Genomic DNA, 13,907 nt, shown 5'->3' with positions numbered 1-13,907 from the left:
CTCGCCTGATCGAATGAATTTTTTCTCAAACAGCCGCCTTTTGTACTCTATCTCACTAGATCTATAATTACCCATCACTATCCCTCGATAATGAATGACCTGGATGGACGAACAGGCTGTTGTCGCAGGCGAAGGCCACGACTTTCTCGTCCACGTACAGGGCGTATTCCCCGAACATGCGGCGGTGGGTCAGGCGGGCGCCCAGGCCGGCCTGTTCGGTGACGTAGGCGATGAAATCGGGTTCGGTGGCCATGGCGCGGGGCGTAAGGCCGGGCGGGCCGGCGGGGCTCCACGATAGCGCGGGCGTATGGAAACGCGCGATTGCCGCGTTTGCGGGATGACCAGCAAGAAGCGCCCCCCGCCTTCGCGGGGATGACGCGCAGAACGCCAGAGCGATTAACGGAAAGCGCGGCGGTCCGCGCGGGCCGGGCTCAGCCGCAGCCGTCCAGTTTCAACACCTGGCCGGGCTTGATGGCGTATTTCGGCTTCTTCAGCTTGTTGGCCTTGGCCAGGTCGAGAATCTCGCACTGCAGTTTGCGGGCGATGCTGCTGATGGTGTCGCCGCGCTGCACCTTGTAGGTGCGGGGCTTGGGCTTGGCGGGCGTGCGCGCCGGGGGGGCGGCGGGGGCCGGGGCATCGGCGGCGGCAGGGGCGCTGGCGGCGGGCATGGGGTCGCCCACGCGCACCAGTGCGGCGCGCACGTCGCTGGCCATCAGCTGCTGGGCCAGTTCCAGCCGCTTGCCGCGGGTGCAGTTGAAGCGGTACAGCCAGGCGATGCGGGTGGTGGCGTTCAGCGCGGTGCCGGCCGGCAGGGTCTGGCCGGGTTCCCAGCGCGGGTTGAGGTTGCGCAGCGCGCGCAGGTAGCCGTCGCGCGAGCCCCAGTTGCCCAGACAGATGGTGAGCTCGTACAGCGAGGTGGGCTGCGCCAGGGTGACGGTGGCGGGGCGGGCGCTGACATTGGGCCAGCGGATGCCGTACTCCTTGGGGTGCAGGAACAGCCACGCGGCGGCGATCACCATGGGCACGTAGTCCTTGGTTTCGGCCGGAAACTGGTTGTAGACGTCGATGTCCCAGAAGCTGCGCCCGCCGGTGTCGCGGAATACGCGCAGGGCGCGGCCTTCGCCGCCGTTGTAGCCGGCCAGCGACAGTTCGATGCTGTTGTTCAGCTGCGCCATGCGCTCCTGCAGGTACTGCGCGGCGGCATCGGCCGAGGCGGCCGGGTCGTAGCGGGTGTCGAAGCCGGTGCCGTCGTCGCCCAGGCCGAAGCGGCGGCCGGTGGCCGGCATGAACTGCAGCGGGCCCACCGCGCCCACGCGCGAGCCGGCGTGCACCTTGCCGTTGGACTCCTTCGCCATGATGCCGAACAGCAGCGCCTCCGGCAGGCCGTGGCGGCGGAACGCCGGCGACATCAGGTGCTGCATGTAGCGGTAGTTCTCGTAGCTGTCCATCAGCGACGGCCGCAGGTCGGTGAGCCAGCGGCGGATGCCGGCCTGCACCGCGGGGTTGAACTGCACCATCTTCACGAAGCGCTGGCCTTCTTCGCTGAGCAGCGCGGCGGCGTTGGCGGACGCGGGCACGTTGGCGTCGTCCAGGTCGCTCTCGTCGATGGGGTCGGCGCCGCCCTCGTCGGCCAGCAGGCCGTCGAAGCGCGGCGTGGCCTGCAGCAGGCGTTCGTACGTCGCCAGCATGGTCTCCACCGAGCAGCCGCGCTGCTTGCCGCAGGCGTCCACCACGTCCTTCATCTCCGCCAGCGCGGCGGCGGTGGCGCTGGCGGCGGCCTCTTCGTCCTCGGCCAGCATGGCGTCGCGGTAGCGCTTTTCGGCGGCGTCCATGCGCTGCTGCAGCGCCTCCACGCCGGCCGCGTCGCGGCGGCTCTCGGCGGGGGCGCCGCGGTCCCGCTTGGGCTGGGCCTGTGCCGCGGGGGTGGAGAACGCCGCCAAAAGCGATAGCAGGGACACGGCAACGACAGGCAACGGGCGCAGGGGCATGCAGGCAGGGGGACGGCGAAGGGGTTGGCAGGGTAGCCGCCGCGGCGCGACGGGGGCAAGCCGCGCCGCGCATTCATCCGCAGGCATTCGCATAGAATCCGGCGACACTTCACGCAATCGGCGAACCACCATGGACCAGGCTCCCCTTCCGCACCTCTTCGTCGGCAAGGCCGTCACCACCGACGCCGGCGGCGACGTGGTGCTGCTGCCGAAGTACGGCAATCGCCACGGGCTGGTGGCCGGGGCCACCGGCACCGGCAAGACGGTGACGCTGATGACCCTGGCGGAAGGCTTCAGCCGCTTGGGCGTGCCGGTGTTCCTGGCCGACGTGAAGGGCGACGTGGCGGGACTGGCAGTGGCGGGCACGCCCAGCGAGAAGCTGGCCGCGCGCGTGGCCCAGCTGGGCATGACCGACTACCGCAACGAGGCGGCGCCGGTGGTGTTCTGGGACCTGTGGGGCAAGGCCGGCCACCCGGTGCGGACCACCGTCAGCGAGATGGGCCCCACCCTGCTGGGCCGCATCCTGGAATTGAACGAGACCCAGGCCGGTGTTCTGGACATCGTGTTCAAACTGGCCGACGACCGCGGCCTGCTGTTGCTGGACCTGGAAGACCTGCGCGCACTGCTGGGCCTGATCGTCGACGAGCGCAAGGACATCAGCACCCGCTACGGGCTGGTCAGCGCGCCGTCCATCGGCGCCATCCAGCGCGCGCTGCTGCGGCTGGAGCAGGAAGGCGCCGACCAGTTCTTCGGCGAGCCGGCGCTGGAGCTGGCCGACCTGATGCGCACCACCTTTGATGGCCGCGGCGTGGTGAACATCCTGGCCGCCGACCAGCTGATCCTGAAGCCCAAGCTGTATTCCAGCTTCCTGCTGTGGCTGCTGAGCGAGCTGTTCGAGAACCTGCCGGAGGTGGGCGATCTGGACAAGCCCAAGCTGGTCTTCGTGTTCGACGAGGCGCACCTGCTGTTCGACGACGCGCCGGCCGCGCTGCGCCAGCGCATCGAGCAGGTGGTGCGGCTGATCCGCTCCAAGGGCGTGGGCGTGTACTTCTGCTCGCAGTTCCCTGACGACGTGCCCACCGAGATCCTGGGCCAGCTGGGCAACCGCTTCCAGCACGCGCTGCGCGCCTACACGCCGCGCGACCAGAAGGCGGTGAAGACCGCCGCGGAAACCTTTGTCGGCAATCCGCACCTGGACGTGGCGCAGGCCATCGGCCAGCTGGGCGTGGGCGAGGCGCTGGTGTCCACGCTGCAGGACAAAGGCGTGCCGATGCCGGTGGAAAAGACGCTGATCGCGCCGCCGCGCTGCCGCATGGGCGCGATTACAGAAGCCGAGCGACAGCAGGTGCGCGCTGGCAGCCCGGTGGGCATGAAGTACGACACCCGCATCGACCGCGAGTCCGCCGCCGAGCTGCTGGCCAGGAAGGCCGAGGCGAAGACGGAGCAGGCGCAGGCACCGGCCGCGAAGACGCCGGAGGCCGGGCCCGACGACGACGGCAACGGCTTCGGCCAGGCGGTGAAGGATGCGCTGTTCGGCACCAAGCGCCGGCAGGGCATGATCGAATCCATGGCCAAGCAGACCGCGCGCACGGTGGGCAGCCAGGTGGGCCGGCAGATCCTGCGCGGCCTGCTGGGCGGCATCTTCGGCGGCAAGCGCTGAGCCACGCATGGGCCGCTGGCGTCCCCCTGCCGAGAAAAGCACGGCGCTGATCACCCGCGCCGGCCACGACCGCCTGAAGGCGGAGCTGGACGAGCTGTGGCGCGTGCGGCGCCCCGAGGTGGTGAAGGCGCTGGCTGCCGCTGCCGCCGAGGGCGACCGCTCCGAGAACGCGGAATACACCTACCGCAAGAAGCAGCTGGGCGAGATCGACCGCCGCGTGCGCTACCTCAGCAAGCGGCTGGAACAGCTGAAGGTGGTGGACACCGCGCCGTCCGACCGCGACGCCGTGTTCTTCGGCGCCGAGGTGGAGCTGGAAGACATGGCCAGCGGCGAGCTGGTGCGCTTCCGCATTGTCGGCCCCGACGAGACCGATGCGAAGCGGGGCTGGATCAGCATCGACGCCCCACTGGCGCGCGCCATGTTGAAGAAGCGTGTAGACGACGACTTCGAGGCCCCGCTGCCGGGCGGCACGGTGCGCTATGCCATCGTGGCCGTCGCCTACCCCGACGTGTAAGCGCGGCAGGAATCCACCGGAATCGAGACGCCCAGCCTGCCGCGAACGTGGCTTCCTCGTCGCCCCGTTCGCGGGCGTGGCGGGCCAGCGCGACGCAGCGGGCGCGGACGCCATCGAGCTTGCGCTCTTCCAGTTCTTCCAGGTCCAGCAGCGCATTCTGGGCGCCGCGGGTGGCGCGGCTCAGTTCGTCCAGCTTGTGCTGGATTGCCCGGGTATCGCGGTTCTGCGCGCTCTGAACCAGGAACCCCATCAGGAAGGTGACGATGGGGTGCCGGTGTTGATGACCCGCTGTCAGGTGATGCCCCGGCCGGTCAGTCGTTGTATTCCACTTCGCCGTACAGGTCGTGCTCGTCGCTGCCCATGATCCGCACCTTGGCGAACTCGCCGGGCCGCAGGCCGGCTTCGCGGCCGTCCTGCACCTGCACCAGGCCGTCGATCTCCGGCGCGTCCGCCATCGAGCGGGCGATGGCAAGCTCGCCATCGATGGCATCCACGATGACCTGCTGCACCGTACCCACCTTGGCCGCCAGGCGCGCCTCGGAAATTGCCGCCTGCCGCTCCATGAAGCGGGCCAGGCGCTCCTGCTTCACGTCCTCCGGCACCGGGTCCGGCAGCGCGTTGGCCGCGGCGCCTTCCACGGGCGAATAGGCGAACGCGCCCACGCGGTCCAGCTGCGCTTCGTCGAGGAAGTCCAGCAGTTCCTCGAACTCGGCGTCGGTCTCGCCGGGGAAGCCGACGATGAAGGTGCTGCGCAGGGTCAGCTCCGGGCAGATCGCGCGCCAGCGCTGGATGCGTTCCAGGGTCTTGTCCACCGCGCCCGGGCGCTTCATCAGCTTGAGGATGCGCGGGCTGGCGTGCTGGAACGGGATATCGAGGTACGGCAGCAGCTTGCCATCGGCCATCAGCGGGATCACGTCGTCCACGTGCGGGTACGGGTAGACGTAGTGCAGGCGCGTCCACACGCCGAGTTCGGACAGGCCTTCGCACAGCGCCTTCATCCGCGTCTCGTACACATTGTTGCCCCACAGCCGCGACGCGTACTTCAGGTCCACGCCGTAGGCGCTAGTGTCCTGCGAGACCACCAGCAGTTCCTTGACGCCACCGCGCACCAGCTTTTCGGCCTCGCGCAGCACCTCGTCCACCGGCCGCGACACCAGGTCGCCGCGCATCGACGGGATGATGCAGAAACTGCAGCGGTGGTTGCAGCCCTCGGAAATCTTCAGGTAGGCGTAGTGCTTCGGGGTCAGCTTGACGCCGACGCCCTCGATTTCCCCGTCGCCAAGGCGACGCGGGGCCGGCAGCAGGTCGACGAAGGGGTTGTGCTTGGGCGGCGCCGCGGCGTGCACCGCGTCCATCACGCTGGCGTAGTCCTGCGGACCGCTGATCGACAGCACGCCGGGATGCGCCTGGCGGATCACGTCGGCGCGCTTGCCCAGGCAGCCGGTGACGATGACCTTGCCGTTCTCCGCCATGGCCTCGCCGATGGCGTCCAGCGACTCGGCCACCGCGCTGTCGATGAAGCCGCAGGTATTGACCACCACCACGTCGGCGTCGTCGTAGGTCTGCACCAGGTCGTAGCCTTCCACCCGCAGCTGGGTGAGGATGCGCTCGGAGTCCACCAGCGCCTTGGGGCAGCCAAGGCTGACGAAACCGACTTTGGGTTGGGCAGGCGGGGAAGGCTGTGACATGGGCGCAGGCTGGGCGACGGGGCCGCCGGGGGGCCGCGTAGTATACCGGCGGGGGCTGCCGGCCCGGCCGCGCAGGCGTACCATCCGGGCAACCGCGGAGGGAGAACCGGCCATGAGCGAATGGATATCCCTGGAAACCCCGACCGGCCGCATCCGGGCCTGGCTGGCGCAACCGCATGTGCCGCCCCACGGCGCGCTGGTGGTGGTGCAGGAAATCTTCGGCGTGAATGCCCACATCCGGCAGGTCTGCGCCACCTTCGCCGAGCACGGCTACGTGGCGATGGCGCCGGCGTTCTTCGATCATTTCGAGCACGACGTGCAGCTGCACTACGACGCCGACGGCGTGACGCATGGGCGCGACCTGGTGGAGAAACTGGGCTTTGAGCGCGCGCTGGAGGATGTGCGGGCCGCCGCCGCGCAGCTGCAGGAATACGGGAAGGTCGGCGTGGTGGGCTATTGCTGGGGCGGCACCGTGGCCTACCTGGCCAATACCCGGCTGTCGATGCCGGCGGTCAGTTATTACGGCGCGCGCACGGTGCCCTTCCTCAATGAAAAGCTGCACGCCCCCATGCTGTTCCACTTCGGCGAGCACGACGCCAGCATTTCCGCGGACGATGTGGCATTGCACCGTGAGCGCCATCCCGAGGCCGACGTGCACGTCTACCCGGCGGGGCACGGCTTCAACTGCGACCAGCGCGCGGATTTCCACCGCCCCAGCGCCGAGCTGGCGCTGGAACGCACCCTGTCCTTCCTCCGCCGGGCGCTGCGCCCGGCCTATTGAGTCGAGGCCCGCCATGCACCCGACGCCCCGCCCGTCCCGCTACGAACTGCACCCGCAGCTGGCCGACGACACCGCCCCGGTCATCGAGCTGGCGCTGTGCGAGGTGCGGCTGATGGACGATGCCAATCACCCGTGGCTGGTGCTGGTGCCGAAGGTGCCGGACGCGGTGGAGCTGATCGACCTGACCGCCGCCCAGCGCACCCTGCTGACCGCCGAGATCGATGACGCAGCGCGCGTGCTGAAGGCGCTGTTCCAGCCGGACAAGCTCAACGTTGCGGCGCTGGGCAATCTGGTGCCGCAACTGCATGTGCATGTGATCGCACGCTACCGCGACGACATCGCCTGGCCGCGCCCGGTATGGGGCGCCGCCAACGCCCGGCCGTATGCGCCGGAGGAACTGGTGGAGCGGGTGGCGGCGCTGCGCGCGGCGCTGCAGGGGCGCATGTTCCGCCAGCAGGACTGATGGCGGACGGACGGCGCCGCGACCCTCAGGTTCGCGGCAGGGTGACGCCGGTCTGGCCCTGGTACTTGCCGCCGCGGTCCTTGTAGGAGGTCTCGCAGATGTCGTCCGCATCGGCCTGGAAGAACAGCATCTGCGCCACGCCCTCGTTGGCGTAGATGCGCGCCGGCAGCGGCGTGGTGTTGCTGAACTCCAGCGTCACGTGCCCTTCCCACTCCGGCTCCAGCGGGGTCACGTTGACGATGATTCCGCAGCGCGCGTAGGTGCTCTTGCCCAGGCACACCACCAGGGTGTCGCGCGGGATGCGGAAGTATTCGACGGTGCGCGCCAGCGCGAACGAGTTGGGCGGGATGATGCACTCGTCCGCTTCGATGTCCACGAAGCTCTTCGGGTCGAAGTGCTTGGGATCGACGATGGTGGAGTTGATGTTGGTGAACACCTTGAACTCGCGCGAGCAGCGCACGTCGTAGCCGTAGCTGGAGGTGCCGTAGCTGACGATGCGGTGGCCGTCGACGGCCTTGACCTGCCCCGGCGCATACGGCTCGATCATGCCGTGCTGCTCGGCCATGCGGCGGATCCAGCGGTCGCTCTTGATGCTCATCGGGTCGGTCCAGGGACGGGACGGAAAGGATCGGCGAGTGTAAGGCAAGCGCGGCGGCGGGCCCAACCGCTTCCGGGGCGTCAGTCCAGCAGCGCGGACAGGATGCCGGTACGCACCTTGGGCCGCTGCGCCAGTTGCGCCAGCAGCGCGCGCGCGGTCTCGCGGTAGGCGCAGGCCGCGGCCGAGTCGGGCTGGGCCGCCACGATCGGCGTGCCGGCATCGCCCTGCTCGCGGATGGCGATCTCCAGCGGCAGCGCGCCCAGCTGCGGGACGCCGTACTGCTCGGCCATCCGGCGGCCACCGCCCTCGCCGAACAGGTGCTCGGCGTGGCCGCACTGGCTGCACACGTGCACGGCCATGTTCTCGACCAGGCCCAGCACCGGAATGCCCACCTTCTCGAACATCTTCAGCGCCTTGCGCGCGTCCAGCGTGGCGACGTCCTGCGGCGTGGTGACGATGACCGCGCCGGCCACCGGGATCTTCTGCGCCAGGGTCAGCTGGATGTCGCCGGTGCCCGGCGGCAGGTCCACCACCAGCACGTCGAGGTCGCCCCAGCGGGTGTCATTGAGCAGCTGCGAAAGCGCCTGCGTGGCCATCGGGCCGCGCCAGACCATCGGGGTGTCCTCGCCCACCAGCAGCCCGATCGACATCGCCTCCACGCCGTGCGCGCGCATCGGCGTGATGCTCTTGCCGTCCGGGCTGTCGGGGCGCCCGGACAGGCCCAGCATCATCGGCACGCTGGGGCCGTACACGTCGGCGTCGAGGATGCCCACCTGCAGCCCCTCGGCCGCCAACGCCAGCGCCAGGTTCACCGCGGTGGTGGACTTGCCCACCCCGCCCTTGCCCGACCCCACGACGATGATGTTGCGGACATTGGCGAGCGGTTTCAGCTCGCCCTGGACAGCGTGGGACGGCAGGCGGGGCATGGCTTCCAGTCGAAGGAGTGGCAATTCGTGAATTCTATCGGAGCGCCCATGCAGCACGTTCAGCTGCTGTTACGCTAAAGGTCTCTGCCACTAACTGCCGGATCGTTCCGACATGACCTATCGCACCCTTGCCCCGCGCCTGCTCGCCCTTGGCCTGTCCATTGCCAGCGCCTGTGCCGGCGCCCGCCAACCGATCAAGATCGAATCGATCGCCCACTTGCCGGAGATCCAGTCCGTATCGATGAGCGCGGACGGCAAGAATCTGGTGGCACTGGTCGTCGCCCCGGGCTCCAAGGGGCAGGACACCGCGCTTTCCGTATGGAACCTGGACAATATCGACGGCGGCTCCAAGATCACCCCATCGGGTGACCGCATGAAGTTCATCGCTGCCAGCGCGCTCAAGGCCGACCGCGTCCTGGTGATCGGCCGGCAGGAGTGGACCGGACAACTTGGCGGCTGTGGCGAGGGCAACGCCACGGGCGCGACAAAGACCTTCGTCACCAAGACCTACCTAACGGACACCTCGCAGAAGAAATTCGACGAAGCCTTCGCCAGCAATGCACGCCAACTGGGCCTCAGCGAAGACATACAGCGCTGCCTGGAACTGACCGCGACGGCCTCGCTGGTGAATACCCTGCCGTTGGATCCGGACAATGTGATCATCCAGCAGGTCAGCGGTATGTCGCTCAGCGGCAGCTATTACCTGTACAACCTGCGCACAGGCGAAACAAAACTCCTGTTCAAGGCCGGCGGCCGCAGCAGCCCGGGCCTGTTCAACCCGCGCACCGGCGAAGTCCTGACCCGCACCCAGCTGGAGCCGAACGGCGCAGGCGAGTACGAGCAGCGCGTGCTGATCCGCAATCCGCAGACGGGCGAGTTCGAGGTGCACGACAACCTCACCCGCAAGCTCAGCGACCGCTACACCGTGGACATCGTCGGCATGGACGAGAAGACCGGCAAGTTCTACGTGCTGACCGATCTGTTTTCCGATCTTGTACAGGCGTGGATGTACGACCCGACCACGCGCAAGTTTGAGGACGAGCCGCTGCTGGCCCATCCGCAGTTCTCGATCGGCGGCCTGATACTCGGCAGCCAGCCCAGCAATTTCAACCGCGTGCTGGGTTACGTGGTCGATGGGCCGCAGCGCGAGGTCACCTACGTGGACCCCGCCATGGCGGGCGTGCAGAGCTTGCTGCAGAAGGCTTTTCCGGGCCAGACAGTCAGCCTCAATGGCTATAACGACGACATGTCGCGGGTGCTGTTCACCACCCAGAGCAACAAGGACGCGCCGGCCTACCACGTGCTGCTGGACCGCAAGCGGGTGGTGACACTGGGCAGCCAGCGACCCGATATCAACCCGGCCGACATCGGCGAGCAGCGTTGGGTCAACTATCCCGCCCGCGACGGCATGACCATTCCGGCGATCCTCGACTTGCCCGCAGGCTGGAAGGAAGGCGATGGCCCGCTGCCGGCCATCATCCATCCGCACGGCGGCCCGTGGGCGCGCGACTACGCCGGCTGGGACGGCTCCGGCTGGGTGCCCTTCCTGACCTCCCGCGGCTATGCCGTGCTGCGTCCGCAGTATCGCGGCACCAGCGGCCTAGGGCGCAAGCTCTGGCTGGCGGGCGACGCCGAGTGGGGGCAGAAGATGCAGGACGACAACGACGATGCAGCCGCGTGGCTGGTCAAGCAGGGGATCGCCGATCCCCAGCGCATCGCCATCTTCGGATATTCCTATGGCGGCTTCGCCGCGGCAGCCGCGGTGGTGCGCCCCAACAGCCCCTATCAGTGCGCCATCGCCGGCGCACCGGTGACGGACCTCACCAAGCTTGGCTGGTCGTGGAGTGAAAACCGCCTTCAGCGCATCCTGCAGGGGCGCACCGTGAAAGGCATGGATCCGATGCAGAACACCGACAAGGCCAATATTCCGGTGCTCCTGTACGTGGGCGATCGCGATGTACGCACGCCGTCCTTCCATGCGCGCGGCTTTTACGAGGCGGTGCAAAACAAGGTCCCGGCCAAGTTCGCGCTGATTCCCGACATGCCCCACAGCATGCCGTGGTATCCCCGGCACCAGACCCAGACGTTGGGCCTGATCGAGCAGTTCCTGCAGAAGGACTGCGGCCCGGGCGGTCTCTGATAGGGCCCATCTATCGCCAGAAACCCAATCCCGGCGCGGCTTTCAGCCCTGCGCCGGGACCGGTTGCGGGCGAAGATGAACCGTGCTTATACTCGGAAAACTTAACGGAACAGAAACATTTCCTGCATCAACCCATCACACATAGGGGACTTGGCGTGAGTAAGAAGGCAAAGAACAGCTTGTTGAAGAAGTTGCCGTTGTTCGTGGCCGTGGCTGGCTGCCTGTACGGCACCGCGGCACTGGCGCAGGACGCGGCACCGCAGGAGAAGAAGGAAGAAACCAGCAAGGACGCCACCAAGACCCTAGACAAGGTCACCGTGACGGGTTCGCTGCTCAAGCGGCTCGAATACGACACCACCTCGCCGGTGCAGGTTCTGACTGCCGACGTCAGCGCCGACGTCGGCCAGATCAACACCGCCGAATTCCTGCAGAAGTCCAGCGTCGCTGCTGGCTCCACCCAAATCAGCAACCAGTTCGCAGGCTTCGTGGTGGAGGGCGGCACCGGCGTGCAGACCGTTTCGCTGCGCGGTCTTGGCGCCCAGCGCACCGCCGTGCTGCTGAACGGCCAGCGCCCTGGCCCGGCCGGTACCCGCGGCCAAGTGCTCGCGTTCGACCTGAACGTCATCCCGCAGTCGATCCTGCAGCGCGCCGAGATCGTGAAGGACGGCTCGTCCTCGATCTACGGTTCGGACGCTCTGGCAGGCGCCGTCAACCTGATCACCCGCAAGAACTTCGACGGCCTGGAATTCAGCTTCAACGGCCGCGGCACCCAGCACGGCGGCGGCGAGACCGTCTCGTTCTCGTTGGCCAACGGCTGGAACTTCAGCAACGGCAACATCGCCGCGGCGGCCGAGTACTACCTGCAGGAGCCGCTGCGCTTCCGCGACCGCAGCTTCCTGTCCTGCGCCGAGGACCTGGTATGGGATGCCAATGGCAACCGCATCGACCGCCAGGACCGCTCGGCAATCGCCAACACCGCGCTGGGCGGGTGCACGGCGGGCAACCTGTACGCCAACACCTTCATTGATGCCGTTTACGGCACGCGCTATATCCCCTCGCCCGATGGCGTGACCATTGGTCAGCTGCCGGGCTATCGCCCGCGCACCAACCAGCCTTATGGCGCCAACAACAGCGGCCAGGCCTACTACGAGGACGTGCTGAACTTCGACTTCTTTGGCGAGCAGCAGTTGATCGACCGCCAGGAGCGCTTCAGCGTATTCGCCACATCCGACTTCAACTTCGGGGGCGTGAACTGGACCACCGATTTCCTGTACAACCGCCGCGGCACCGATACCCACCGCCTGCGTCAGTTCTTCCCGATCACCGGCGGCACCACTTCACTCCTGTCCGCATACAAGTACACCGACGGCTCGAGCTTCTACAGCCCGGTTGCTTCGGGTATCGCCCAGCCGGTGATGCCGTTCGATTCCGACCAGAAGATCCGGGTCGACTACTACTACCTGCGCACCGGCCTGGACGGTCTCTTCAAGTCCACCGATACCTGGTCGTGGTCGGCCAATTTGTCGTACACCCGCTCCGATGGCGATTACAGCGTCCTGTCGATCCTGAAGTCCGCTTCCGGCGACGCCGACCCGAATTTGCGCCCGTGGACGGGCGGCCGTTCGCCGCTGGTGAATTACTTCGATCCCTGCTACCTCAGCGGTCAGTGCAAGGATGATCTGGTTGCCAAGATCGGTCGTTGGCACACCGGCAACACCATCTACGACCAGTACTTGTTCAACGCAGTCGCGACCGGCGAGCTGTTCAACCTGCCGGCCGGTGCGGTGGGTGCGGCATTCGGCGTCGAATACCGCAAGTTCAGCATCAATGACCAGCCCAGCCAGGAAGAGCGCAGCGGCGACCTCTGGGGCCAGAGCACAGCGCAGGTCACCAAGGGCACCGACAAGGTGAAGGAAATCTTCACCGAGATCGAGGTGCCGCTGCTGAAGGGCCTGCCGATGATCGAGAAACTGAGCGCGAATGTCTCGGCACGCGCGTTCGACTATGACTCCGTGAACAAGTCCGATCATGTGTGGAAGGTGGGCATGAGCTGGCAGGTCAACCCGACCGTCCGCCTGCGCGCCACCCAGGGCACCTCGTACCGCGCGCCCGGCCTGTACGAGCTCTATCTGGGCAATCTGTCCAGCTTCGTCTCCCAGACCAGCATTGATCCCTGCATCAACTGGGGCGACAGCACGAATGACCGCATCCGCAGCAACTGCGCAGCTGCGGGAGTTCCCAGCAACTACACTGGCGCACCGTCTTCGGCACAGGTGTTCCAGGGCGGTGGCGCCGGCTTCCTGAAGCCGGAAACCTCGCGCGCCTTCACCGGCGGCGTGGTGCTGACGCCATCGGTCTGGCCGATCAGCGTGGCGCTGGATTACTTCAACTACGAAGTCAGCAACCAGATCACCAATCTGACTGCCGCATCGATCGTGTCGGGTTGCTACGCTGCCGAGGTCTATCCGAACGACTTCTGCTCGCGGTTCACCCGCAACTCGCCGACCGACCCCACTGCGCCCAACAAGATCGAATCGGTCTACGCCACCTACGTCAATATCAACAAGCAGAAGGTGCGCGGCTACGACCTGTTGACCCGCTTCGAGAAAGGCTACAACTTCGGCAAGCTGGAGGTGGAAGGCCAGTTCACCTACATGATGGAGGACTTCGAGCAGTTGTTCAGCTCGTCGTCGGCCAGCGGCTACGTGGACTCCGACCGCAATGGCGCCATCGGCCGGCCGAAGCTGGTGGGCAACCTGCGTACCACCCTGAAGCGCGGCGACTGGAGCTACAACTGGTTCATGAACTATGTGAGCGAAACGAAGGCCCTGACCCTGTCCGATACGTTCACCTACTTCGGCTGGACCGGCGCCAAGCGCGATATCGTGGCCGAGGCGCGCCTGTACCACACCGTCTCGGTGCGCTACGACCAGCCCAAGTGGTCGCTGCTGTTCGGCATCAACAACCTGCTGGACAAGGATCCGCCGCAGGTATCGAGTGGCGTTGTCACCCGCTACGGCAACGTGCCGGCGTTCGCCACCCAGTACGACCTGCTGGGCCGCACGATGTTCATGCGCTACAGCCTCAAGTTCTGATCCTGGCTTGATGTTTCGTTCCAAGGGGCCCGGCATGCCGGGCCCCTGTTTTTT

11 protein-coding genes and 1 pseudogene are annotated in these 13,907 nt (G+C 67.1%); 6 read left to right on the top strand and 6 right to left on the bottom strand.

Going from position 1 to position 13,907, the window contains the following annotated elements:
• Positions 1-67: 67 nt before the first annotated feature.
• The gene (locus tag ACK4SG_RS04250) at positions 68-253 is read right to left on the bottom strand and encodes a TfoX/Sxy family protein (RefSeq protein WP_409600062.1); all 186 of its coding nucleotides are present in this window, start codon (positions 251-253) and stop codon (positions 68-70) included.
• 178 nt (positions 254-431) lie between these two features.
• Positions 432-1,988, bottom strand: coding sequence for a transglycosylase SLT domain-containing protein (locus ACK4SG_RS04245; RefSeq protein WP_409600060.1), 1,557 nt, complete (start codon positions 1,986-1,988; stop codon positions 432-434).
• A 130-nt stretch (positions 1,989-2,118) separates the two neighbouring features.
• Between ACK4SG_RS04245 and ACK4SG_RS04240 the strand changes: the two genes are divergently transcribed.
• Together ACK4SG_RS04240 and greB are read left to right on the top strand one after the other, a co-directional pair.
• Positions 2,119-3,648, top strand: coding sequence for a helicase HerA-like domain-containing protein (locus tag ACK4SG_RS04240; RefSeq protein ID WP_409600058.1), 1,530 nt, complete (start codon positions 2,119-2,121; stop codon positions 3,646-3,648).
• Between the two features lie 7 nt (positions 3,649-3,655).
• Entirely contained in the window at positions 3,656-4,162 is a 507-nt protein-coding gene (gene greB / locus ACK4SG_RS04235) for a transcription elongation factor GreB (RefSeq protein ID WP_409600056.1), read from the top strand.
• A gap of 112 nt (positions 4,163-4,274) precedes the next feature.
• On the opposite strand, the pseudogene ACK4SG_RS04230 reads toward greB, so the two are convergent.
• Positions 4,275-4,412, bottom strand: a pseudogene (locus tag ACK4SG_RS04230) (low affinity iron permease family protein); the annotation flags it as partial.
• Positions 4,413-4,473: 61 nt separating this feature from the next.
• Positions 4,474-5,850, bottom strand: a complete 1,377-nt coding sequence (gene rimO, locus ACK4SG_RS04225; RefSeq protein WP_409600054.1) for a 30S ribosomal protein S12 methylthiotransferase RimO — start codon at positions 5,848-5,850, stop codon at positions 4,474-4,476.
• A 112-nt stretch (positions 5,851-5,962) separates the two neighbouring features.
• Here rimO and ACK4SG_RS04220 point away from each other — a divergent pair, with 112 nt between their 5' ends.
• Both ACK4SG_RS04220 and ACK4SG_RS04215 read left to right on the top strand, forming a co-directional pair.
• Entirely contained in the window at positions 5,963-6,631 is a 669-nt protein-coding gene (locus ACK4SG_RS04220) for a dienelactone hydrolase family protein (RefSeq protein WP_409600052.1), read from the top strand.
• 13 nt (positions 6,632-6,644) lie between these two features.
• The gene (locus ACK4SG_RS04215; RefSeq protein WP_409600050.1) at positions 6,645-7,094 is read left to right on the top strand and encodes an HIT family protein; all 450 of its coding nucleotides are present in this window, start codon (positions 6,645-6,647) and stop codon (positions 7,092-7,094) included.
• Between the two features lie 25 nt (positions 7,095-7,119).
• Here ACK4SG_RS04215 and dcd read toward each other — a convergent pair whose 3' ends face one another.
• Positions 7,120-7,692, bottom strand: coding sequence for a dCTP deaminase (gene dcd, locus ACK4SG_RS04210; RefSeq protein WP_409600048.1), 573 nt, complete (start codon positions 7,690-7,692; stop codon positions 7,120-7,122).
• Between the two features lie 80 nt (positions 7,693-7,772).
• Complete coding sequence (gene apbC / locus ACK4SG_RS04205; RefSeq protein WP_409600046.1) at positions 7,773-8,618, bottom strand: iron-sulfur cluster carrier protein ApbC; 846 nt, start codon at positions 8,616-8,618, stop codon at positions 7,773-7,775.
• A gap of 112 nt (positions 8,619-8,730) precedes the next feature.
• On the opposite strand from apbC, the gene ACK4SG_RS04200 reads away from it, so the two are divergent.
• Both ACK4SG_RS04200 and ACK4SG_RS04195 read left to right on the top strand, forming a co-directional pair.
• A complete protein-coding gene (locus tag ACK4SG_RS04200; protein WP_409600044.1) occupies positions 8,731-10,758 on the top strand; it encodes an alpha/beta hydrolase family protein in 2,028 nt (675 codons plus the stop codon).
• Between the two features lie 155 nt (positions 10,759-10,913).
• Entirely contained in the window at positions 10,914-13,853 is a 2,940-nt protein-coding gene (locus tag ACK4SG_RS04195) for a TonB-dependent receptor plug domain-containing protein (protein ID WP_409600042.1), read from the top strand.
• Positions 13,854-13,907: the final 54 nt, after the last annotated feature.

Source organism: Thermomonas sp. (assembly GCF_046293095.1).
Taxonomy (GTDB): Bacteria; Pseudomonadota; Gammaproteobacteria; order Xanthomonadales; family Xanthomonadaceae; genus Thermomonas.
This window is presented reverse-complemented; position numbering and strand designations above follow the sequence as displayed.

What these genes read in the sequence shown, in the direction of transcription:
- ACK4SG_RS04250 (WP_409600062.1), bottom strand. Translation starts at nt 253, where the DNA reads ATGGCCACCGAACCCGATTTCATCGCCTACGTCACCGAACAGGCCGGC.
- ACK4SG_RS04245 (WP_409600060.1), bottom strand. Translation starts at nt 1,988, where the DNA reads ATGCCCCTGCGCCCGTTGCCTGTCGTTGCCGTGTCCCTGCTATCGCTT.
- ACK4SG_RS04240 (WP_409600058.1), top strand. Translation starts at nt 2,119, where the DNA reads ATGGACCAGGCTCCCCTTCCGCACCTCTTCGTCGGCAAGGCCGTCACC.
- greB (WP_409600056.1), top strand. Translation starts at nt 3,656, where the DNA reads ATGGGCCGCTGGCGTCCCCCTGCCGAGAAAAGCACGGCGCTGATCACC.
- rimO (WP_409600054.1), bottom strand. Translation starts at nt 5,850, where the DNA reads ATGTCACAGCCTTCCCCGCCTGCCCAACCCAAAGTCGGTTTCGTCAGC.
- ACK4SG_RS04220 (WP_409600052.1), top strand. Translation starts at nt 5,963, where the DNA reads ATGAGCGAATGGATATCCCTGGAAACCCCGACCGGCCGCATCCGGGCC.
- ACK4SG_RS04215 (WP_409600050.1), top strand. Translation starts at nt 6,645, where the DNA reads ATGCACCCGACGCCCCGCCCGTCCCGCTACGAACTGCACCCGCAGCTG.
- dcd (WP_409600048.1), bottom strand. Translation starts at nt 7,692, where the DNA reads ATGAGCATCAAGAGCGACCGCTGGATCCGCCGCATGGCCGAGCAGCAC.
- apbC (WP_409600046.1), bottom strand. Translation starts at nt 8,618, where the DNA reads ATGCCCCGCCTGCCGTCCCACGCTGTCCAGGGCGAGCTGAAACCGCTC.
- ACK4SG_RS04200 (WP_409600044.1), top strand. Translation starts at nt 8,731, where the DNA reads ATGACCTATCGCACCCTTGCCCCGCGCCTGCTCGCCCTTGGCCTGTCC.